This window comes from Citrobacter sp. L55, assembly GCF_002850715.1.
In the GTDB taxonomy this organism is placed as follows: domain Bacteria; phylum Pseudomonadota; class Gammaproteobacteria; order Enterobacterales; family Enterobacteriaceae; genus Citrobacter; species Citrobacter braakii.
Map to the genome: position 1 here is coordinate 32,296 of NZ_KZ559409.1, position 21,668 is coordinate 53,963.

At 53.1% G+C, this 21,668-nt stretch carries 15 protein-coding genes and 3 pseudogenes; 9 read left to right on the forward strand and 9 right to left on the reverse strand.

What is annotated here, in order from left to right; all coding sequences use genetic code 11:
* Nucleotides 1-64: 64 nt before the first annotated feature.
* From katG to B9P82_RS19410, 3 genes and pseudogenes are all read right to left on the reverse strand, one after another.
* Nucleotides 65-2,244 (reverse strand): annotated as a pseudogene (katG, locus tag B9P82_RS19395) (catalase/peroxidase HPI).
* A 168-nt stretch (nt 2,245-2,412) separates the two neighbouring features.
* The gene (metF, locus tag B9P82_RS19400; protein ID WP_016155273.1) at nt 2,413-3,300 is read right to left on the reverse strand and encodes a methylenetetrahydrofolate reductase; all 888 of its coding nucleotides are present in this window, start codon (nt 3,298-3,300) and stop codon (nt 2,413-2,415) included.
* A 157-nt stretch (nt 3,301-3,457) separates the two neighbouring features.
* Nucleotides 3,458-3,844 (reverse strand): annotated as a pseudogene (locus tag B9P82_RS19410) (LysR family substrate-binding domain-containing protein); the annotation flags it as partial.
* On the opposite strand from B9P82_RS19410, the pseudogene B9P82_RS19415 reads away from it, so the two are divergent.
* Nucleotides 3,838-4,071, forward strand: a pseudogene (locus tag B9P82_RS19415) (carboxymuconolactone decarboxylase family protein); the annotation flags it as partial. The pseudogenes B9P82_RS19410 and B9P82_RS19415 sit on opposite strands and share 7 nt — an antisense overlap.
* Nucleotides 4,072-4,108: 37 nt before the next feature.
* On the opposite strand, the gene B9P82_RS19420 reads toward B9P82_RS19415, so the two are convergent.
* On the reverse strand, nt 4,109-5,665 hold the full coding sequence (locus tag B9P82_RS19420; protein WP_049040565.1) for a bifunctional metallophosphatase/5'-nucleotidase: 1,557 nt from the start codon (nt 5,663-5,665) through the stop codon (nt 4,109-4,111).
* Nucleotides 5,666-5,798: 133 nt separating this feature from the next.
* Between B9P82_RS19420 and B9P82_RS19425 the strand changes: the two genes are divergently transcribed.
* A complete protein-coding gene (locus B9P82_RS19425; RefSeq protein WP_101700767.1) occupies nt 5,799-6,974 on the forward strand; it encodes a cytoplasmic protein in 1,176 nt (391 codons plus the stop codon).
* Here B9P82_RS19425 and metL read toward each other — a convergent pair.
* Nucleotides 6,949-9,381: a bifunctional aspartate kinase/homoserine dehydrogenase II gene (gene metL / locus B9P82_RS19430; protein ID WP_101700768.1), complete on the reverse strand. Its 2,433-nt coding sequence runs from the start codon at nt 9,379-9,381 to the stop codon at nt 6,949-6,951. The genes B9P82_RS19425 and metL overlap by 26 nt on opposite strands.
* Before the next feature lie 2 nt (nt 9,382-9,383).
* Entirely contained in the window at nt 9,384-10,544 is a 1,161-nt protein-coding gene (gene metB / locus B9P82_RS19435) for a cystathionine gamma-synthase (RefSeq protein WP_101700769.1), read from the reverse strand.
* 265 nt (nt 10,545-10,809) lie between these two features.
* Between metB and metJ the strand changes: the two genes are divergently transcribed.
* The gene (metJ, locus tag B9P82_RS19440; protein WP_003825168.1) at nt 10,810-11,127 is read left to right on the forward strand and encodes a met regulon transcriptional regulator MetJ; all 318 of its coding nucleotides are present in this window, start codon (nt 10,810-10,812) and stop codon (nt 11,125-11,127) included.
* Between the two features lie 53 nt (nt 11,128-11,180).
* Here metJ and B9P82_RS19445 read toward each other — a convergent pair whose 3' ends face one another.
* From B9P82_RS19445 to rpmE, 3 genes are all read right to left on the reverse strand, one after another.
* Nucleotides 11,181-12,605 (reverse strand): MFS transporter, encoded by a 1,425-nt coding sequence (locus B9P82_RS19445; protein ID WP_101700770.1) that lies wholly within the window; start codon nt 12,603-12,605, stop codon nt 11,181-11,183.
* An 87-nt stretch (nt 12,606-12,692) separates the two neighbouring features.
* On the reverse strand, nt 12,693-13,373 hold the full coding sequence (locus tag B9P82_RS19450; RefSeq protein WP_047497584.1) for an oligogalacturonate-specific porin KdgM family protein: 681 nt from the start codon (nt 13,371-13,373) through the stop codon (nt 12,693-12,695).
* A 339-nt stretch (nt 13,374-13,712) separates the two neighbouring features.
* Nucleotides 13,713-13,925, reverse strand: coding sequence for a 50S ribosomal protein L31 (rpmE, locus tag B9P82_RS19455; RefSeq protein WP_008787040.1), 213 nt, complete (start codon nt 13,923-13,925; stop codon nt 13,713-13,715).
* A gap of 257 nt (nt 13,926-14,182) precedes the next feature.
* Here rpmE and priA point away from each other — a divergent pair, with 257 nt between their 5' ends.
* The 6 genes from priA (at nt 14,183) to menA (ending at nt 21,591) form a co-directional block, all read left to right on the forward strand.
* Nucleotides 14,183-16,381 carry a primosomal protein N' gene (gene priA / locus B9P82_RS19460; RefSeq protein WP_016155264.1) on the forward strand — a complete coding sequence of 733 codons (2,199 nt, stop codon included), beginning with the start codon at nt 14,183-14,185 and terminating at the stop codon, nt 16,379-16,381.
* A gap of 156 nt (nt 16,382-16,537) precedes the next feature.
* The gene (gene cytR, locus B9P82_RS19465; RefSeq protein ID WP_016157916.1) at nt 16,538-17,563 is read left to right on the forward strand and encodes a DNA-binding transcriptional regulator CytR; all 1,026 of its coding nucleotides are present in this window, start codon (nt 16,538-16,540) and stop codon (nt 17,561-17,563) included.
* A 93-nt stretch (nt 17,564-17,656) separates the two neighbouring features.
* On the forward strand, nt 17,657-18,631 hold the full coding sequence (gene ftsN, locus B9P82_RS19475) for a cell division protein FtsN (RefSeq protein ID WP_072034356.1): 975 nt from the start codon (nt 17,657-17,659) through the stop codon (nt 18,629-18,631).
* A 91-nt stretch (nt 18,632-18,722) separates the two neighbouring features.
* Nucleotides 18,723-19,253 (forward strand): ATP-dependent protease subunit HslV, encoded by a 531-nt coding sequence (gene hslV / locus B9P82_RS19480; RefSeq protein ID WP_003028805.1) that lies wholly within the window; start codon nt 18,723-18,725, stop codon nt 19,251-19,253.
* 9 nt (nt 19,254-19,262) lie between these two features.
* Nucleotides 19,263-20,594 carry an HslU--HslV peptidase ATPase subunit gene (hslU, locus tag B9P82_RS19485; protein ID WP_003028803.1) on the forward strand — a complete coding sequence of 444 codons (1,332 nt, stop codon included), beginning with the start codon at nt 19,263-19,265 and terminating at the stop codon, nt 20,592-20,594.
* A 67-nt stretch (nt 20,595-20,661) separates the two neighbouring features.
* Entirely contained in the window at nt 20,662-21,591 is a 930-nt protein-coding gene (gene menA / locus B9P82_RS19490; protein WP_016157915.1) for a 1,4-dihydroxy-2-naphthoate polyprenyltransferase, read from the forward strand.
* Nucleotides 21,592-21,668: the final 77 nt, after the last annotated feature.

The following is a 21,668-nucleotide window of genomic DNA, read 5'->3' on the forward strand; positions in this document are numbered from 1 at the left end:
CAATTGCGGGGATTTTTTGTTCATACTATGCCGGACCCGCGCAAGCGACATCCGGCATGGTCTGTTACAGCAGATCGAAACGATCCAGGTTCATCACTTTCACCCATGCGGCAACGAAATCTCTCACGAACTTCTCGTGAGCATCGCTGCAGGCATAAACTTCAGCCACTGCGCGCAGTACAGAGTTAGAACCAAACACCAGATCGGCGCGAGTTGCGGTGTATTTTACTTCGCCGCTCGAACGGTCACGGCCTTCAAACAGCTCTTGTGACTCATCAACCGCCTTCCACTCATGACGCATATCCAGCAGATTGACGAAGAAGTCAGTGCTGAGTACGCCAGGGCGATCGGTAAAGACGCCGTGCTGGCTACCATCAAAGTTGGTGCCCAGTACGCGCATACCGCCCACCAGCACGGTCATTTCCGGTGCGGTTAGCGTCAACTGCTGCGCTTTGTCGATCAGCGCGACTCGGTGGTCGACACGTCAGGACGAGCGCGGTAGTTACGGAAACCATCGGCAATCGGCTCAAGCAGTTCAAACATCTCAATATCCGTTTGATCCTGACGCGCATCCACACGACCCGGCGCAAAAGGTACCTTGATGCTGACGCCCGCAGCGCTAGCCGCCTGCTCGATACCGACAACACCGGCCAGCACGATAATATCGGCCAACGAGGCAGTATGGGCAGACTTATAAATACCTTCCAGCACAGGCAGAACGCGTGCCGCGGTGGCATTCACATCCCAGCCGCGTTGTGGGTCCAGCGCCAGACGCGCACCGTTAGCGCCGCCACGTTTATCCCCGCCACGGAAAGTCGATGCCGAAGCCCACGCTACCGATACCAGTTCGCCCACGGACAGTCCGGAAGCAGCGATGGTCGCCTTCAGCTTCAGGATATCTTCTTCGCTTGGGTTGAAGAACGCATGCGGCAGCGGGTCTTGCCAAATCAGATCTTCTTTTGGCACTTCCGGGCCAATGTAACGCGATTTTGGCCCCATATCGCGGTGCGTCAGTTTAAACCACGCACGGGCAAACGCTTCGTTGAACGCTTGCGGATCGTTCAGGAAACGGCGAGAGATCTTTTCGAACTCAGGATCGAAACGCAGCGTCAGGTCGGTAACCAGCATCGTCGGCTTGCGTTTTTTCGACGGATCAAACGGATCGGGAATAATTTCTGGCGCGTCAACCGCTTCAAACTGAATCGCGCCTGCCGGACTGCGAGTCTGCACCCACTCATATTTGAACAGGTTCTCGAAGAAATAGTTGCTCCATTGGGTAGGCGTCTGCGTCCACACCACTTCCAGACCAGAAGTAATTGCATCCGCGCCCGCGCCACTACCGTAGCTGCTGGCCCAGCCCAGGCCCTGCGCTTCAATCGGTGCGGATTCTGGATCGGCGCCAACGTGCGATGCCGCTGCTGCGCCGTGGGTTTTGCCCAACGTATGACCGCCGCCAATCAGCGCCACGGTTTCTTCGTCGTTCATCCCCATGTTACCGAAGGTCGCACGAATAGCCGCTGCCGCAGAAAGCGGTTCGCCGCTATGGTCCGGCCCTTCCGGGTTCACATAAATAAGGCCCATTTCGGTGGCGCCCAGCGGCGCTTTTGCCAGCTCTTCCGGGTGACGGTGAGTCAGCCAGGCTTTTTCATCACCCCAGTTTACGTCGAGATCCGGTTCCCAGACATCTTCACGACCGGCACCAAAGCCAAAGGTACGGAAACCTGAGTTTTCCAGCGCCACGTTACCCGCGAGGATAAACAGGTCGGCCCAGGAAATTTTCTGACCATATTTCTGCTTGATTGGCCACAGCAGACGACGTGCTTTATCAAGGCTGACGTTGTCCGGCCAGGAGTTCAGTGGTGCAAAACGCTGCTGTCCGCGACCCGCTCCACCGCGTCCATCGATAGAGCGATAGGTTCCCGCGCCGTGCCATGCCATGCGGATAAACAATCCGGCATAGGTTCCCCAGTCAGCGGGCCACCACGGTTGAGATTCGGACAGAAGGGCTCTGAGATCCCCTTTCAGGGCAGAATAGTCGAGTTTACTAAACTCTTTGCGGTAGTCGAAGTCCTCACCCAGCGGGTTCGAACGGTTGGAATGTTGGTTTAAAAGATCAACGCGGAGTTGATTTGGCCACCAGTCGCGGTTATTCGTTCCTGCTCCCGCGCTCTGATCGTGACCGCCTTGATGAAAAGGACACTTACCGGCAGTTGATGCGTTTTGGCTATCGTCGGACATGCTCATCTATATGCTCCCTTTACAGTGTTCTGACTACGATATACACCACCAGAGATAAGATATAGTCGAAATAACCCACAGATTCGATAGCTAATTCCTTTTATATTTTAAGTTACAGAGATGTAGATCAAAATGATCAACAAAAAGCCCTCCGTAGAGGGCTGGGGCATCTGTTTAGTTAGGTCTTACACCCAGTGTGTGACAAATAGCGTAGCTCATCTCGGCACGGTTGAGGGTATAGAAGTGAAAATCCTTCACCCCTTCGCGACTGAGAATTTTCACCATATCCATGGCGATATTTGCGCCCACCAGCTTGCGGGTTTCCGCGTCATCATCAAGACCATCAAACATGGTCGACATCCACGCAGGAATGCGGACGTTGGTCATGTCAGCAAATTTTTTCGCCTGCTTAAAGTTAGATACCGGCAGGATGCCCGGAATAATTTCCACATCGATTCCCGCAGACACGCAGCGATCGCGAAAGCGCAGATAGCTTTCTACATCGAAGAAAAACTGGGTGATCGCGCGGTTTGCACCGGCATCAACCTTACGCTTCAGGTTCAGCAAATCGGCCTGAGCGCTTTTCGCTTCCGGGTGCACTTCCGGGTAAGCCGCAACGGAGATATCGAAGTCTGCAACGTCTTTCAGCAGAGTCACCAGGTCGGAAGCATACATATCCGGTTTACCGCTTCCCGGCGGCAGGTCGCCGCGCAGGGCAACAATATGACGAATACCGTTATGCCAGTAGTCCTGAGCAATGGTACGCAGCTCATCACGGGTCGCATCAATGCATGTCAGGTGCGGGACCGCTTCAAGACCTGTGCGATCCTTAATGCCTTTAATAATGCTGTGCGTACGGTCGCGCTCACCAGAGTTTGCTCCGTAAGTAACTGAAACAAACTTCGGCTTCAGGCTGCTCAGGCGATCGATGGAGTTCCACAGGGTTTGCTCCATTTCACTGGTGCGCGGCGGGAAAAACTCAAACGAAACGTTAATCTGACCCTGCACTTCTGCCAGGCTCTGATTCAGGGCTTCCCGCTGGTTGGCGTGAAAAAAGCTCATACCTTACCTCATCAATCTTTTGTCGTTATATGTTGTGTTGTGAACTGCTATACGTTTAGACGTCTAGATGTAAAAATGACGGAAAAGCATGCTGGCGTCAACACAAAAATCATCGTTAAAGGTGAGGAATACTCAGCCAACGTGAAAAAAATTCACATCAGCTTGAAATGGTGAGGGATTGCGTCACGACCGTCTGTAGCCACTCTACTTTTATTACGTTCTCAGGCAGCGTCGCTAACCCCATGCTAAGCCGCAATTCTGTATCAGTAAGCGGAAGGAAGATCACGCCCTGACGCTGGATAGCGGAAAAGGAGGCCGGAACCAGGCTCAGACCGTCACCCTGCGCGATCCGTGCCAGCAGCACGTCATGTTCCATTGGCTCCTCAATAAGTGCAGGAGAGTAACCAGCACGACGAAAAATGTGTCGAGTGTAATCAAAAAAAGCAGGGTTACGTTCACGTTTGAACCAGAACAGCGGTCGGTGGTTCAGCGACGTTAACGACAGCGAAGGCAGAGCCGCCTCTGGCCAGAACGCGAGTAAGGCCGGGGCTGGATTTACGCAGTAGAGAAATTGCCACCGTCGCCGCGCTCACCGCCATGGGTAACGCCGCACCGCAGCTTAAGGTACACATCGCCGCCGCGCTGCACGTTGGCTTAACGCAGGAAGAGATTATTGAAGTGATGATGCAGATGGCTGTTTATGCGGGATTCCCGGCAGCACTCAACGGCCTGTTCGCTGCAAAAGAGGTGTTTGCCTCCCACAGAGGTTAAAACAAAGGCCAGCGGAATATCTGCTGGCCTGACCTCACTACGGTTTCACATCTTCCACACGCATGCCTTTGAGTTGTTCATCCGTCAGCGTATTTCCCGCTTTGAAATAATCCACGACCGCATTAGAGACATAGTAACCGCCGGATGTGTTACGCGCTTTACCTTCAGTAAATGTCGTGAAACCATCACCGCCGTCAGCCAGGAAGCTATTGGTGGCAATGTGATAAACCGTGGCATCCTCAATGGGTTTGCCGTTTAACGTCAATACGCTAACCCGCAGACCAACCGGTTTACTGCTGTCATACTTCATCTCCAGTCCTTTGGACACCTGCAATACACCGTTGCTTAAACCCGCGCCGTGCTCCATCAGGCTACGTAACTGCTTCCCGGTGAGATCCATGGTTGCCAGCTCATTCGGGAACGGGAAGGTGCTAATGACTGCGCCCATGGTGATGACTCCAGCAGGGATTTCATTCCGGATGCCGCCCGAGTTAGTGAGCGCTAACTGGACATCTTTACCCGCCGCAACCAGCAACGCATCTGCCGCCAGATTTCCCAGCGAAGAAGATTCACCGTAAGCACGCGTCAGCTCAACCGGCGCGTTGGCAACCGTCTGCTGCACCACTTTATCGAGCTTTTTATTCCAGCCATCAATGACCTGTTTCGTCTGCGGGTCTGGCTGCCACTCATCAGCAAAAATGGTTTTCAGCTCGAAGTTCTTCACGGTAAATTGATGCGGTTTTTGCTGGTAATCCAGCACCAGTTTACCCACATCAATGCCGCCGCTGTCGGTAGACAGAATCAGGGTGTTACCTACTTTAATCGGCTCCGGCGTGCCCACATGCGCATGACCGGTGATCAGGATGTCCAACCCCTGCACCTGGCCTGCAGTCTGGATGTCTTTATCCAGCGCACGGCGTACATCGGTGCCCCCCAGACTGGACTGACGCGCTGGCGTGCCTTCATGGATCAGCGCCACGGTGAGATCGACTTTGCCTTTCAGCTCATCGATATAGCGTTGCAACCACTTCACTTCATCCCGCGCCTCGATCCCGACACGTGTCGCAGCGGAAACCGTATCATCAAAAGCAAACACGCCGTGCAGGCCAATCACGCCTATCTTTACGCCATCTTTTTCAATAATGGTGTAAGGCTTATCCCAGAACATTTTGCTGCTGTTTTGGTAAAAGATGTTGCCCTGCACGATCGGAAACTTTGCCTGGCTCAGCTGCAGCAGCGTATTGTCCCAACCGTGATCGAATTCATGATTACCCATGGTGACAGCGTCAAAATTCATGGTGTTCATGATATCGATAATCGCCTTCCCCTTGGTCAGGCTGCTGATATATGGCCCGGTGAAATAGTCGCCAGCATCCAAAAACCAGGTGGCGCTATTTTTCGCTTTCTCCTGCTTCACCATCGCCGAGATATTGGCCCAACCGCCAATATCTCGTGTGCCATTGGCAATCCATGGCACTTTATAAGGTTCGACATGGGCATGGAGATCGTTGGTATAAATAATCGTGACATCTTTGGCACTCGCCCAGAGCGGTAAAGATACCAGAACACCGACAGCAAGCATTTTTAGCTTCATAACCAATCCCTTTCAGTCATATAAAGATTCGCTACGTTACGTTCTGAAAGGTTTTTTTATGTGAGAAAACTCACATCCATCGGTGATAGTTGCAGGCCAAAATCAACGACCATTAAAAATCGTTGGTAACAGGATGACGTCACTGTTCACTATCAATTGCTGCAAATCCTTTGGCTGCAAAAATCTGGGGCTGGCGAGTTCAGCTGATTACAGCTGGCCAGAATATCGGCTGGGTTATGCCGCACTGCATTGTCGGGCATGCGGCAGCCTTCCACCGCTGTTTGATGAGGAACAGTTCCGTTGCTGGTTGTCGGCATATTTAGCGGATTTTGCCGCTAATCGTGGTCAGTTTTGCCCATGTTGCTACCAACGAGAAATCATCCGCTATGGGCATAATCCCCAGGGCAGCCAGCGCGTCCAGTGCCGAAACTGCAAAAAAGTGTGGACACCAAAGCAGGCGCCTCCCACCGGCATCGTTTTACCAGAACAAATAGCGACGATTCCCTTGCTCGTCCCTTTTCAGGGCGTTAGTGCAGGCCAGCAACTCTATGTATTACTCTCTTTTGACGCTATTCGCGGCAATGTTCTGCATATTTCCAGCAACTTCACGCCGCACACTGCCGGCATATCATTGCTTTACCGCTGGCGTGGCACTGCTGAGCCAACAGTCATTCACGACGATATCATTGAGCGAGTGAGTCAGCGGGAAACCCAGTTTTTACGCCGCAGCCAGTTTGATGAAATCCAGTACGGCAGCGCCATACTCAAACGGAACGCCAGCGGCGCGATTTTACGCCCGGTCATTACTGCCCATGGGCATTTCCGCCTGCTGAGCCATCTGTGGCCAGAGGTAAAAACCCATATTATTGCCCACGAATGCTTCCTGCGCGGCGCAGCGATAACCGCATGGGCGGAACAGTTTCGCCATCATCGCGCCTCGCTGTGGTTTATTGATGAAGAAATGAATAGCGATAAGCGCACGCTGCCCTGGCAATTGCTGGGTAAAACGTATCAGGGATGGTGGCGAAATCAGTGGCAAATCTGGCAACGAGGCGATATGCGTAAAATGGTGTGTTTGTTAACGCAGGGGCGGGTTGAAGAAAGCGCGTCAATAACCCTGGCGGCAAGCCATCGTTTTCTCGCCTGGTTGCGGCAACAGACGGAATTTGAGCAAAGTACCCGTTACTCTGCCCATTCGGTGTTTCAGGCGATAAGATCGCTGGCAGATAAATACAACGCCCTCATTGAGGGCGATGTTTACACATGTTTTCCGGCAACAAAAACTACAGCAGTTGCGCCAAACGGTTGATGTCTGACTGAATCGCCCCGGCGGTCACATCGCGGCCCGCCCCCGGTCCGCGAATGACCAGCGGGTTATCACGATACCAACGGCTTTCAATGGCGAACACGTTATCGCACGGCAGTAGTGCCGCCAGCGGGTGCTCAGGGCGTACCGCTTCAACGCCAACGCGTGCCTTACCGTTAGCGTCAAAACGCGCCACATAGCGTAGCACCAGTCCCATTTCACGTGCCGCTTCCAGGCGTTGCACCATCTGCTCGTTCAGCTCATCGCCATTTTCAAAGAAATGGTCAATAGAACCTGCTTCACAGTGCGCAGGCACCAGCGATTCTACGCGTACCTGGTCCGGTTCGATGTCGTAACCCGCTTCACGCGCCAGAATCACCAGCTTGCGCATCACATCTTTGCCGGAAAGATCCACGCGCGGATCAGGTTCAGTCAGACCCTGCTGCCACGCCTGATCCACCAGATCGGTGAACGGGACCGTGCCATCAAATTGCAGGAACAACCACGACAACGTGCCGGAGAAGATCCCGCTGATCGACAGAATAGTATCTCCGCTATCAATCAGATCGCGCACGGTATGGTTGATCGGCAAACCTGCGCCGACGGTGGCGTTATACAGCCAGTGGCGACCGGTTTTTTCAAAGGCGTCATGAATCTGGCGGTAATTATTACTGCTGCTCGCCCCCGCCAGCTTGTTGGCGCTGATAACATGGAAGCCATGACTGGCGAAATCCAGATACTGCTCCGCCAACTGCTCGCTGGCAGTGACGTCCAGCACCACTAAATCATCATACGGGTGAGCGCGCATCCACAGGAACAATGACTCTTCATCCTGTTCTACCGCCTCGTCATCGAAGAAGGCCAATGCGCGGCTGGCATCCAGCCCTTCGTAATTCAGCAGGCTACGGCGGCTATCAACCACTCCTGCCAGCACGAACTCTAATCCGGTACGCGCCGAGAGCGTGCTCTGCTCGCGGGCAAACAACTCCAGCCAGCGCGACCCAATGTTACCTTTGCCGAACAGCACCAAACCAATGCGTTTTTCCGCGCGGAAGATTGACTGGTGCAGACCCTGAATCAGACTCTCCGTTGGCCCGGTACGCAATACGGCGACCAGGCTGATGCCCTCTTCCGACTGCCAGGTGAATTCGACCGGCTGACCTTTCAGCTGTTGCCAAAAGCGATGGCAGTGCAGCGGGTTACGGGTGACGCCCGCCCCAACCATCGCCACCAGCGCCAGCCCCTGGCGCAGACGCAGCTCGCCCGGCAGGCCAGCTTCATCCAGAATTTTCAGTGCGCCATCAGCGACTTCGGAGGTATAGCAAAATTGCAGCAACTGGCGGTCAGGATGCACACCCACTGCCAGCGGACGCACCTGGGTGCGTTTTAAAATCTGATCAATCTCTTTATAGGCCAGTTTAAAGTCCTGGCCAGTGGGAACCTGAAACTCAATCAGACAAACGTCGTCATGGCTGGTCACAATACGTGCCCCGGTACCGGAAGCCAGCACGCGTTCAATACGCGTCGATCCCTGCTCCGGCGTATAGCTACAACGCAACTGGAGATCGATATCGCTGCCGGAAACCGGCTGAAGGGTGCGGGCATGAAGAACCGGAGCCGCCAGACGCGCCAGCTCGCTGGCTTCATCCAGACGCAGCAGCGGCAGCAGACAGGCATCTTTTACTTTACGCGGATCCGCGCTGTAAACCCCGGCGACATCGCTCCAGATGGTTACGCGGGAAACCCCCGCCAACGCGCCAACCTGCGTCGCCGAGTAGTCGGAGCCGTTACGCCCCAGCAGTACCGTCTCACCGGCGTTGCTGCGGCTAATGAAACCGGTAACGACCAGGCGTTTGCCCGGATGCTGCGCCAGCAGTTGTTGCAGCAATGGGTAAGAAAGACCTTCATCCACCTGCGGCTGAGCGCCGCGCTCGGCACGTAAAAAATCGCGCGCATCCAGCCAGGCTGACTCCAGCCCCTGTTGGTTAAGGACGGCAGACATCAAACGCGCCGACCACACCTCGCCATGCCCGACGACTTCAGCATAGACGGCATCATTCACGCCGCTGTCGAGTAACCCGGCCAGACGCTCCAGATCGTGAATAAACGCGCCGATCAGCCCATCCGCCACCTCAGGAGGTAACAAACCGCTGATAAGCTCACTCTGATAGCGACGTAACGCCTGTTGAACCTGATGCGCAGACAGACGATCGGCCTGGCTTAATTTTAGCCAGCTAATCAACTGGTTAGTGGTACTGCCTGCGGCTGAAACAACCATCATGTCATCAGGCTGCGAGTACTCCGCCATAATGCCTGCGACACGCAGATAACATTTCACATCAGCCAGACTACTACCACCAAATTTGTGCAGTTGACGACCCTTCGTCCCTGCCTGCGCAATCACACTCATGTTTACCCCTTGTTTGCAGCCCGGAAGCCATTTTCCAGGTCGGCAATTAAATCTTCGCCATCTTCAATACCGGTGGAGATACGCAACAGCGTTTCCGAAATTCCGGCAGCAGCACGCGCTTCTGGCGCCATTCCCGCGTGTGTCATGGTTGCGGCATGGGAGATCAGACTTTCAACGCCCCCTAACGATTCCGCCAGCGTAAACAATGACAACCCGCCGAGGAAGCGACGCAGCGTTTGCTCATCGCCATCCAGCTCAAAACTCAACATCGCGCCAAACCCTTTTTGCTGACGCGCGGCAATCTCATGGCCCTGATTATCCGGCAATGACGGGTGATACAATTTTTTCACCAGCGGCTGAGTTTGCAGATAATCCACAATCGCCTGAGCATTACGTTGCGCCACCTCCATACGAGGTGACAGAGTACGCAGGCCGCGCAACAGCAGATAACTATCAAACGCGCCGCCGGTCACACCAATATTATTCGCCCACCATGCCAGTTCAGTGACCATTTCCGGATCTTTTGCTATCACCACACCAGCCACTACGTCGGAGTGACCGTTTAAATATTTCGTGCATGAATGCAACACCAGATCGGCGCCTAATGCCAGTGGATTTTGCAGTGCCGGGCTTAAAAAAGTGTTGTCCACCACGCTGACCGCACCAGCCTCGCGCGCCAGCTTGCAGATTTTCGCGATATCCACCACGCGCAACAGCGGGTTGCTTGGGCTTTCTACCAGCACCAGCTTCGGTTTCTCCGCCAGTGCCGCCTGCAACGCCTGCTCATCTCCTTGATCGACAAACAGTACGCGATAACAGCCACGCTTTGCCAGGCTGTCAAACAGACGATAGCTTCCGCCGTAGCAGTCGTGCGGTGCGACCAGCAGATCGCCAGGCTTGAGGAATACCGTAGTCACCAGATGAATCGCCGACATGCCGGTATTGGTCAGTACTGCCCCCGCCCCACCTTCCAGTTCCGCCAGCGCACGCTGAACGACATCACGCGTTGGGTTACCGCGACGCGAATAGTCATGGGCGCGAGGCTCATTAAAACCGGTAAAGTTATAGGTGCTGGAGAGGTGGATCGGCGGGACAACGCAACCGTACTGTTCGTCGTCATTTAACCCGCTACGCACTGCGATGGTGGCCTGTTTACGCGTCATATTGAGGAGATCCTGGCTGAGTCGGTGAAAAGTCAGACACCAGAGTAATCATAGTTACGATAGCCGTCAATACATCTGGACATCTAAACTTCTTTGCGTATAGATTGAGCAAACCGGAAATAGCCGTTAAAATTATATGCATTAGCGTACATCTGCGTCGGCTTACTTCGTGTCAGGGCCACGCCACTACGATAAACTACGCGCAATTATGGTCCGGGCTCAGGTTCTGGCCTCAATATTAATGACAAAGAGGATTAGGTATCTCATGGCTGAATGGAGCGGCGAATATATCAGCCCATACGCTGAGCACGGTAAGAAGAGTGAGCAAGTCAAAAAAATTACGGTTTCCATTCCTCTGAAGGTGTTAAAAATCCTTACCGATGAACGCACGCGTCGTCAGGTTAACAACCTGCGTCACGCCACCAACAGCGAACTGCTGTGTGAAGCGTTTCTGCATGCTTTTACCGGGCAACCATTACCCAACGATGACGACCTGCGTAAAGAGCGCAGCGATGAAATCCCGGAAGAAGCAAAGGTAATTATGCGTGAACTGGGTATCAACCCGGAAACGTGGGAATACTGATTTTTCAAGACAGATGAGAAAAGGCGGGATTACTCCCGCCGCTTCTCACTACGTTACTTACTGATACCATTAATCTTATTCAATGTTTCTTCCATTTTGAGCGTCTCTTTACGGTTCAATGGATAGAAATAAATCAGAATGACCGCTGCCAAAAACAGGCATAAAGCCGGTAACAGATTTGCCATCGTATAGATGTTTTCCTGCACAATGCTGGTTTGCACAGCGCCGCCCGTTGACGAAGATTGATAACCAATGATGGCCAGCATAAAGCCGCCAATAGCCCCAGCGCACGCCTGGCCAACCTTGCGGGCGAAGAAGTTCACGCCATAGACGGTCCCATCTTCACGATCGCCGGTGACATACTGGTGATAATCACACACATCGGTCATAAACGCCCAAATCATCAGGTTGAATAACCCGGCACCCAGCGTCGCCAGGAACAGGAAAACCAAATAAACCTTCGCGTCGGTAATGTGGGTGAAGTACATAATCACATACATGGCTACCGCAAAGAGCAGCGCGCCTACGCTGGCTTCTTTCTTACCAAAGCGCTTCGTGAGCCAGGATGCCGAGGGTGCCAGCAAAACCAGAGAGCCAAAGGTGAATAGCAATGCAACGGACATGGCCTCTTTGTTATGGAAATAGTCATTAAACAGGTAAGTCATGTTGGTACCAGACAACCCCTGATTAATCACAATCAGCAGATCCACAACCACTAAAACAATTAGCGCTTTATTGCGTATCAGCCCCTTCAGCAGCACAGAAACCGGCATGCTCTCTTTTCTTTCCACCCGCACGCGTTCCGTCGTTAACTGACAGGTCAACGTTAAAAAGATAAACCCCAGCACAGAACAACCAATGGCAATCCAGAAGAAATGCTGTCCAGAGATCACCTGGCTTCCGTCCACCAGAGTGGTGTACATCAGGATCGGAATAAAAAAGCCGGTTGTCCCGCCGCCGATGGCGGACCCAACGCTGCGCCAGGTTGACAGCGATACGCGATCTTCCGGATTCGAGCTAATCGCCGCAGACATGGCACCATACGGAATACTCACTGTCGATAACAGCGAACCGTAAATAAAATAGGAACAGCAGATGTAGATAATTTTCGCCGTATAAGAAAAATCATGCACAAACGGCAGGAACAGAACGACCGCAATGATGCAAAACGGGTACTTCATGCGGCGCACCCAGGGGTTAAATCGTCCATGAACCGTCAGTTTAGAGGTATCACATAAGCGCCCTACGCCAACGTCGACAAACGCATCAAAGAGTTTGGTCACAAAATAGAGTGAACCAACAATAACACCGGAAATACCGAGTACGTTGGTGTAATAAATCATTAAAAAACTATTTACCAGCCCAAGAATAAAACAGGTTCCGAGGTCACCACATAAATAACCGAATTTATCTCTTAATCCGAAAGGCCTGACGGCAATATATTGATTGCTTCCAATCATTGTTCCATCATTAGACATGATGTTAACTCCTTAGACACATTATTCACGCAAACTATGCGTATACCGATGCTCAGCATAATAAATCGATACGAAGTGTATTAACGGTCAGAAGTTATAACCGAGACCAACGCGATAGCGGGTCTGACGATCGTCTGTGGTTGTGGTGTTATACCCCGAGGAAACGTTACCCACCTCAACAAATGGAACCCATGAGCCTATTTTATACGCCACACGGAAGTTATATTCGTAATCGTCTTTTCGGTTGTTATATAAATCTTCGCTATCGGCAATTTTATAAATGCCATTTAGCTCAAACATCCAGTCATTGATGTTATAACCGAGCCATGCTTCCGGACGATAGACCATACGGTCATCCTTGCCGTCAGTGTTTCTGCGCATGTACTCCTGACGATAGCGGAACGCGGTCCACCAATGGTCATTGATGTTATACTGCACGCGAATATAAGGCTTATAAATCGCGATGTTATCGCCCGTTTCGAGCGCAATACCCGTCTGCCAGACAAGGTCATTCCAGGTGAACTGGTAGCTCGCCGTATACTCGTTGCCATTACTTTCCATATTATTCCACGCATCATTAGATTGCGTATTTTCGGAACGTGAAATGGCCTCGACTGCGACACCAAAACCAGTAGCAAAACGATGCGACATATAAACACGGTCGTAATTACGACCATCATCATAATATTCATGTCGATAATCAACATAACCCGCTTGCGCGGCCGCAGAGAATAATGAAATCAGTAATAACGCGGATTTAAATTTCATGACCATCCCTCTTCACACTAAATCTAGGAAATTGCCCATCTCGCTCCGTCCATAAATGAAGAAACGATGAAGGAATAAGAATAATTTTATATTTCCACGAAAGTGTATTTTAGAAAGAAGGAAGAAACCTTTGGTATTTTGCCAAAGATTGGCATAAGTGGCAAAAACAAGAAGATAAAAAGGACGCAGATCACCAGTTGAAACATTTTATCGTAAAAATAAAAACACTGTTTTACTTATTAAATAAAAGACATCATTCAATACATCAATACGAATTTCAGTCTGCAGGCGCAGATACAAAAAAAGCGCCATAAGGCGCTTTTTTCTGACAGCTGAAACTTACTTGCTGCCTGGGATGCTGAAACGCTTGTTGAAGCGATCAACACGGCCACCGGTAGCAACATCACGCTGCTTGCCAGTATAGAACGGGTGGCACTGACCGCACACGTCCAGGTTCAGATCGTGACCGACGGTAGAGCGGATTTTCATGACGTTACCGCAAGAGCAGTTTGCAGTAATTTCTTCGTATTTCGGGTGAATATCTTTTTTCATGGGAAAACCTCGGTTTAAGGCCGCGTCGCTCTTCCAGCCCTAACGCCAGACACCACGCGATGTTAATTATTCCCCGTCACCTTTCACGCTGCATCAACAGCCTGAAACTCTCGGGTAATGGTCATTGTTTGACGCAATCAATTTGCATCAAAGGCGGCGAATCATACAGAAATTAACCTGCTCATGCAAACTGATCCGCATTCTACCCTTCACTAATGTGTATACTAACCCGCCAGATTTCAAGTCAGGATGATTCAATGCCCGTTGCGCACGTTGCCTTACCCGTTCCGCTACCTCGCACCTTTGACTACCTGCTGCCGGAAGGCATGAGCGCCAAAGCCGGGTGTCGTGTACGCGTGCCCTTTGGCAAGCAACAGGAGCGCGTGGGCATCGTTTTATCCGTCAGCGAGCACAGCGAACTGCCGCTGAGCGAATTGAAAGCCGTTCTCGAAGTGCTGGACAGCGAGCCGGTTTATTCGACCTCCGTCTGGCGTCTGCTGTTGTGGGCGGCTGACTATTACCATCACCCTATCGGCGACGTACTGTTTCATGCCCTGCCGATCCTGCTGCGCCAGGGACGCCCGGCGACAAACGCGCCCATATGGTACTGGTTTGCCACTGAAGAAGGTCAGGTTATTGATCTCAACAGCCTCAAGCGCTCTCCCAAGCAACAGCAGGCGCTGGCTGCGCTACGCCAGGGAAAAATCTGGCGCGACCAGGTGGCTGAGCTCGAATTTAATGACGCCGCATTACAGGCGCTGCGGAAAAAAGGGCTGTGCGATCTGGCGAGCGAAACGCCTGGTTTTAGCGACTGGCGTACCCACTACGCGGTTTCCGGTGAGCGTCTTCGACTGAACACCGAGCAAGCCACCGCCGTCGGGGCGATTCACAGCGCCGCGGACAGTTTTAGCGCCTGGCTATTAGCGGGCGTGACGGGCTCAGGCAAAACAGAGGTCTATCTAAGCGTACTGGAAAATGTCCTGGCCCAGGGCAAACAGGCGCTGGTGATGGTGCCGGAGATTGGCCTGACGCCGCAAACTATTGCCCGTTTTCGCGAACGCTTCAATGCGCCAGTCGAAGTCCTGCACTCCGGTTTGAACGACAGCGAACGTCTTTCGGCCTGGCTGAAAGCAAAAAATGGCGAAGCGGCGATTGTTATCGGCACGCGCTCGTCGCTGTTTACACCGTTTAAAAATCTCGGCGTGATTGTCATCGACGAAGAGCACGACAGCTCTTATAAACAGCAGGAAGGCTGGCGCTATCATGCGCGCGATCTCGCGGTTTATCGCGCCCACAGCGAGCAAATCCCGATTATTCTCGGCTCAGCCACTCCGGCTCTGGAAACGCTGTGCAACGTGCGACAGAAAAAATATCGCATGCTGCGCCTGACGCGCCGTGCCGGAAATGCGCGCCCCGCCACTCAGCACGTGCTGGATCTCAAAGGTCAGCAGGTGCAGGCCGGACTCGCCCCTGCGCTTATCACCCGTATGCGTCAGCACCTGCAGGCGGATAACCAGGTGATTCTGTTTTTGAACCGCCGGGGCTTTGCTCCTGCACTGCTGTGCCATGACTGCGGCTGGATTGCCGAATGTCCGCGCTGCGATCACTACTACACGCTGCATCAGGCACAGCACCATTTACGCTGCCACCACTGCGACAGCCAGCGCCCAATACCACGTCAGTGCCCTTCCTGCGGCTCAACGCATATGGTTCCGGTTGGACTCGGCACCGAACAGCTTGAGCAGGCTCTGGCCCCTTTTTTCCCCGGCGTGCCAATCTCACGCATCGATCGCGACACCACCAGCCGTAAAGGGTCGCTGGAGCAGCATCTGGCGGAAGTACATCGCGGCGGCGCACGAATTCTGATCGGCACGCAAATGCTGGCCAAAGGCCACCACTTCCCGGACGTCACCCTGGTGGCGCTTCTGGACGTTGACGGCGCGCTGTTCTCTGCAGATTTCCGGTCGGCAGAACGCTTCGCCCAGCTTTACACGCAGGTCTCCGGGCGAGCAGGACGCGCCGGGAAACAGGGCGAAGTGGTGCTACAAACGCACCATCCTGAGCATCCGCTGCTGCAAACTTTGCTGTACAAAGGTTATGACGCGTTTGCCGAGCAGGCGCTGGCCGAGCGACAAACGCTCCAGCTTCCACCGTGGACCAGCCATGTGATCGTGCGGGCAGAAGATCATAACAACCAGCATGCGCCAATGTTCTTACAACAGTTGCGAAATCTGATCCAGGCCAGTCCGCTTGCCGATGACAAACTGTGGGTGCTCGGCCCGGTTCCCGCCCTGGCCCCCAAGCGCGGCGGTCGCTATCGCTGGCAAATTTTGTTGCAACATCCGTCGCGAATTCGCCTGCAGCATATCGTCAGCGGCACACTGGCGCTGATCAATACGTTACCCGATGCACGTAAGGTTAAATGGGTGCTGGATGTCGATCCCATCGAGGGATAATCCCTCACGATGCGAGGCGGATCGTAAAATTAAAGATCCATCACACTTTTTATGAAAATTCTGTAACCGCTTCCATTAACTATCTGATAAAAATGTTTCAGATGAAGGCTATTCAAGGACGAGTCTGTGCCAGCAGCTCTCTGGCGAGGAGAAAGAGTGAAACCGAATAAGCAGGTTGCCGCCGCTACGATGAAAGATGTTGCTCTGAAGGCGAAAGTCTCAACGGCAACCGTATCCCGCGCATTAATGAACCCGGACAAAGTCTCGCAGTCAACCCGTAACAAGGTTGAACAGGCTGCGCTGGAAGTGGGATATTTACCCCAATCAATGGGACGCAACGTTAAGCGTAATGAATCACGTACCATTCTGGTGATTGTGCCGGATATCTGCGATCCGTTTTTTAGTGAAGTGATTCGCGGCATAGAAGTGACCGCCGCTGAGCAGGGATATCTGGTGCTTATCGGCGACTGCGCCCACCAGAATCAGCAGGAAAAGACCTTCCTCAACCTCATTATCACCAAACAGATCGATGGCATGGTGCTGCTCAGTTCGCGACTGCCGTTTGATGCCAGCGTGGAAGAGCAGCGCAACTTGCCGCCGATGGTCATGTCCAACGAGTTCGCGCCAGAGCTGGAACTCCCCACCGTGCACATTGATAATCTCACCGCCGCCTTCAACGCGATGAACTATCTGCTGGAACTGGGGCATAAACGCATTGGCTGTATCGCCGGACCAGAGGATATGCCGCTGTGCCATTACCGTCTGCAAGGTTACGTTCAGGCATTGCGCCGCAGTGGAATTACGGTCGATCCGCATTTCATCGCGCGTGGTGACTTTACCTATGAAGCGGGAGCCAATGCGCTTAAGCAACTCCTTGAGCTTCCACAGCCACCTACTGCGGTCTTTTGCCACAGCGATGTCATGGCGCTGGGGGCACTCTCTTACGCCAAACGTCAGGGTCTGAAGGTACCTGACGATTTATCCATCATTGGCTTTGATAATATTTCGCTCACGGAATTTTGTGATCCACCCCTGACAACCGTCGCACAGCCGCGTTTCGATATCGGACGTGAAGCTATGCTGTTACTGCTCGATCAATTACAAGGTCAGAACGTCAGCAGTGGCTCACGTTTACTGGACTGCGAGCTTATTATTCGGGGCACTACCCGGGCACTGACGTAAAGTAAAGTGCTTTCGGACTCCCCTGTCTGGTCAAAGGCCCGCCGCTTAAGTAACATGGCGGGCTGACGAACGAATAAATACAGCGAAACGATAGTGGCACAACGAGATTATGTACGTCGCGGCCAACCGGCACCTTCGCGGCGCAAGAAGAGCACATCACGGAAAAAACAACGCAATACGCCTGCGGTATCGCCCGCTATGGTTGCTATTGCTGCAGCCGTACTCGTGACCTTTATCGGTGGTCTGTACTTCATTACGCATCACAAGAAAGAAGAGTCCGAAACGCTGCAAAACCAGAAAGTCACCGGTAATGGCATCCCGCCAAAACCGGAAGAGCGCTGGCGATACATCAAAGAGCTGGAAAGCCGTCAGCCTGGCGTACGTGCGCCTACCGAACCGTCTGCAGGCGGCGAGGTACTGAACGCCGATCAGCTAACCAATGAGCAGCGCCAGTTGTTGGCGCAAATGCAGGCCGATATGCGCCAACAGCCAACGCAGCTCAACGAAGTACCGTGGAACGAACAAACTGCGGAACAACGCCAGCAAACGCTGCAGCGTCAACGTCAGGTGCAACAGCAGCAGTGGAATAACACCCAACAGCAGGCTCAACAGCCGCGCCAACGGGTAACGGAACAGCCGTACCAGCAGCAGCAAACGCGTACTGCGCAAGCCGCACCGGTACAGCAGCCGAAGGCGCAGCCAAAACCGGCGGCCCAACAGCCGTATCAGGATCTCCTGCAAACACCTGCGCATACCACCGCCGCTCAGCCGAAAACGCAGCCGGCCGCGCCGATAACAAATGAAACGCAGCCGCCAAAACAGACGGCGGAGAAAAAAGATGAACGCCGCTGGATGGTACAGTGCGGCTCATTTAAAGGCGCTGAGCAGGCAGAAACCGTGCGCGCGCAGTTGGCTTTTGAAGGCTTCAACTCACGTATTACCACCAATAACGGCTGGAATCGCGTGGTCATTGGTCCGGTCAAAGGCAAAGAGAATGCCGACAACACCATCAGCCGCCTGAAAGTTGCTGGTCACACAAACTGCATTCGACTCGCCACTGGGGGTTGAAACCCCCAAAATCCCCCCCATCTATACTTGCATTACGCCCCGCATACTGCGCGGGGCCTGTGTTTTGCATTTGTAACCAAGGGGTCTGCTCGTGACAACAATAGTAAGCGTACGCCGTAACGGCCATGTGGTAATCGCCGGTGATGGTCAGGCCACACTGGGTAACACCGTAATGAAAGGCAACGTGAAGAAAGTCCGCCGTCTGTACAACGACAAAGTCATCGCGGGCTTTGCGGGTGGTACTGCGGATGCATTCACGCTGTTTGAACTGTTTGAACGCAAGCTGGAAATGCACCAGGGTCACCTGGTGAAAGCTGCCGTTGAACTGGCAAAAGACTGGCGTACCGACCGTATGCTGCGCAAACTCGAAGCGCTGCTGGCCGTTGCGGATGAAACTGCATCACTCATCATCACCGGTAACGGCGACGTCATCCAGCCAGAAAACGATCTGATTGCCATCGGCTCCGGCGGTCCCTACGCCCAGGCTGCTGCACGCGCTCTGCTGGAAAACACCGAGCTTGGCGCACGCGAGATTGCTGAGAAAGCGTTGGATATTGCAGGGGATATCTGCATTTATACCAACCACTTCCATACCATCGAAGAATTGAACTCCAAAGCGTAAGGATCCCCCATGTCTGAAATGACCCCACGCGAAATTGTCAGCGAACTGAACAAACACATCATCGGCCAGGACAACGCTAAGCGTTCCGTGGCGATTGCCCTGCGTAACCGCTGGCGCCGCATGCAGCTCAACGAAGAGCTGCGCCATGAAGTTACGCCGAAAAACATTCTGATGATTGGCCCAACCGGCGTCGGTAAAACCGAAATCGCCCGTCGTCTGGCAAAACTGGCCAACGCGCCGTTCATCAAAGTTGAAGCAACGAAATTCACCGAAGTCGGCTATGTTGGTAAAGAAGTTGACTCTATCATCCGCGATCTGACCGATGCTGCCATCAAAATGGTCCGCGTTCAGGCCATCGAGAAAAACCGCTTCCGTGCCGAAGAGATGGCGGAAGAGCGCATTCTCGACGTGCTGATCCCACCGGCTAAAAATAACTGGGGACAGTCAGAGCAGCCGCAGGAACCTTCAGCAGCGCGTCAGGCGTTCCGTAAAAAACTGCGTGAAGGCCAGTTGGATGATAAAGAGATCGAAATCGATCTCGCGGCCGCACCGATGGGCGTTGAAATCATGGCGCCTCCGGGAATGGAAGAGATGACCAGCCAGCTACAGTCCATGTTCCAGAACCTGGGCGGTCAGAAGCAAAAACCGCGTAAGCTGAAAATCAAAGACGCGATGAAGCTGCTGATTGAAGAAGAAGCGGCCAAACTGGTGAATCCGGAAGAGCTGAAACAGGAAGCTATCGACGCCGTTGAGCAACACGGAATCGTGTTTATCGACGAAATCGACAAAATCTGTAAGCGCGGCGAATCCTCCGGCCCGGACGTGTCCCGTGAAGGCGTACAGCGCGACCTGCTGCCGCTGGTTGAAGGCTGCACGGTCTCCACTAAACACGGTATGGTGAAAACAGACCACATTCTGTTTATTGCCTCTGGCGCATTCCAGGTAGCGAAACCGTCTGACCTGATCCCGGAACTGCAGGGTCGTCTGCCGATTCGTGTCGAGCTGCAGGCGCTGACCACCAGCGATTTTGAGCGTATCCTTACCGAACCGAATGCCTCCATCACCGTCCAGTACAAAGCGCTGATGGCGACCGAAGGTGTGGACATCAACTTCACCGAATCGGGCATTAAACGCATTGCCGAAGCGGCCTGGCAGGTCAATGAAACCACCGAAAACATCGGTGCACGTCGTCTGCATACCGTTCTCGAGCGTCTGATGGAAGATATTTCCTATGATGCGAGCGATTTAAACGGCCAAAGCATCACAATTGATGCCGAATATGTGAGCAAACATCTGGATGCGCTGGTCGCAGATGAAGATCTGAGCCGTTTTATCCTATAATCGCGTTCAATGCATTTTCATCACTGTTGATGGGGCTGATAAAGCCCCATTTTTATTGGCGCTAAATATGACTGAACAACAAAAAATTAGCCGCTCACAAGCCTGGCTGGAAAGTTTACGACCTAAGACCTTACCGCTCGCCTTCGCGGCGATCATCGTCGGTACGGCATTAGCATGGTGGCAAGGATACTTCGATCCGCTGGTTGCTCTGTTGGCATTGATTACGGCAGGACTGCTGCAAATTCTGTCCAACCTCGCTAACGACTATGGCGATGCCGTCAAAGGCAGCGACAAGCCCGACCGCATTGGACCACTGCGCGGTATGCAAAAAGGGGTTATCACCCAACAGCAGATGAAGCGTGCGCTGATCGTTACCGTGGTGTTGATCTGTCTGTCGGGTCTGGCCCTGGTTGCTGTGGCCTGCCACACGCTGGCGGATTTTGTCGGTTTCCTGGTACTTGGGGGCCTGTCGATTATCGCGGCGATCACCTACACTGTGGGTAATCGCCCTTACGGATATATCGGTCTGGGCGATATTTCCGTGCTGGTATTCTTTGGCTGGCTTAGCGTGATGGGAAGCTGGTATCTGCAGGCGCATACGCTGATTCCGGCGCTGATTCTGCCTGCCACCGCCTGTGGCCTGCTGGCAACTGCCGTGCTCAACGTCAACAACCTGCGCGATATCAACAGCGACAGAGAGAACGGCAAGAACACGCTGGTAGTACGTTTAGGTGCCGTCAATGCCCGCCGCTACCATGCCTGCCTGCTGATGGGTACGCTGGTCTGCCTGGCGCTGTTTAACCTGTTTTCGCTACAAAGTCTGTGGGGATGGCTGTTTATCCTTGCCGCTCCGCTGCTTTTCAAACAGGCGCGTTACGTGATGCGCGAAATGGATCCTGCGGCAATGCGTCCGATGCTGGAACGCACCGTAAAAGCGGCACTATTAACTAACTTGCTGTTTGTCGTTGGAATTTTCTTAAGTCAGTGGTCTCTTTAACTGACAAATATCAATTAACAATTGATGATTTTGCCAACAGTACACATAGCGCGATATACTAAAAATTCTCGCAGCAA

Coding starts and splice junctions, on each gene's coding strand:
- B9P82_RS19450 (WP_047497584.1), bottom strand. CDS start 13,373: ATGAAATTTAAATCCGCGTTATTACTGATTTCATTATTCTCTGCGGCC.
- metJ (WP_003825168.1), top strand. CDS start 10,810: ATGGCTGAATGGAGCGGCGAATATATCAGCCCATACGCTGAGCACGGT.
- menA (WP_016157915.1), top strand. CDS start 20,662: ATGACTGAACAACAAAAAATTAGCCGCTCACAAGCCTGGCTGGAAAGT.
- metF (WP_016155273.1), bottom strand. CDS start 3,300: ATGAGCTTTTTTCACGCCAACCAGCGGGAAGCCCTGAATCAGAGCCTG.
- metL (WP_101700768.1), bottom strand. CDS start 9,381: ATGAGTGTGATTGCGCAGGCAGGGACGAAGGGTCGTCAACTGCACAAA.
- B9P82_RS19425 (WP_101700767.1), top strand. CDS start 5,799: ATGACGTCACTGTTCACTATCAATTGCTGCAAATCCTTTGGCTGCAAA.
- B9P82_RS19445 (WP_101700770.1), bottom strand. CDS start 12,605: ATGTCTAATGATGGAACAATGATTGGAAGCAATCAATATATTGCCGTC.
- rpmE (WP_008787040.1), bottom strand. CDS start 13,925: ATGAAAAAAGATATTCACCCGAAATACGAAGAAATTACTGCAAACTGC.
- hslU (WP_003028803.1), top strand. CDS start 19,263: ATGTCTGAAATGACCCCACGCGAAATTGTCAGCGAACTGAACAAACAC.
- B9P82_RS19420 (WP_049040565.1), bottom strand. CDS start 5,665: ATGAAGCTAAAAATGCTTGCTGTCGGTGTTCTGGTATCTTTACCGCTC.
- metB (WP_101700769.1), bottom strand. CDS start 10,544: ATGACGCGTAAACAGGCCACCATCGCAGTGCGTAGCGGGTTAAATGAC.
- priA (WP_016155264.1), top strand. CDS start 14,183: ATGCCCGTTGCGCACGTTGCCTTACCCGTTCCGCTACCTCGCACCTTT.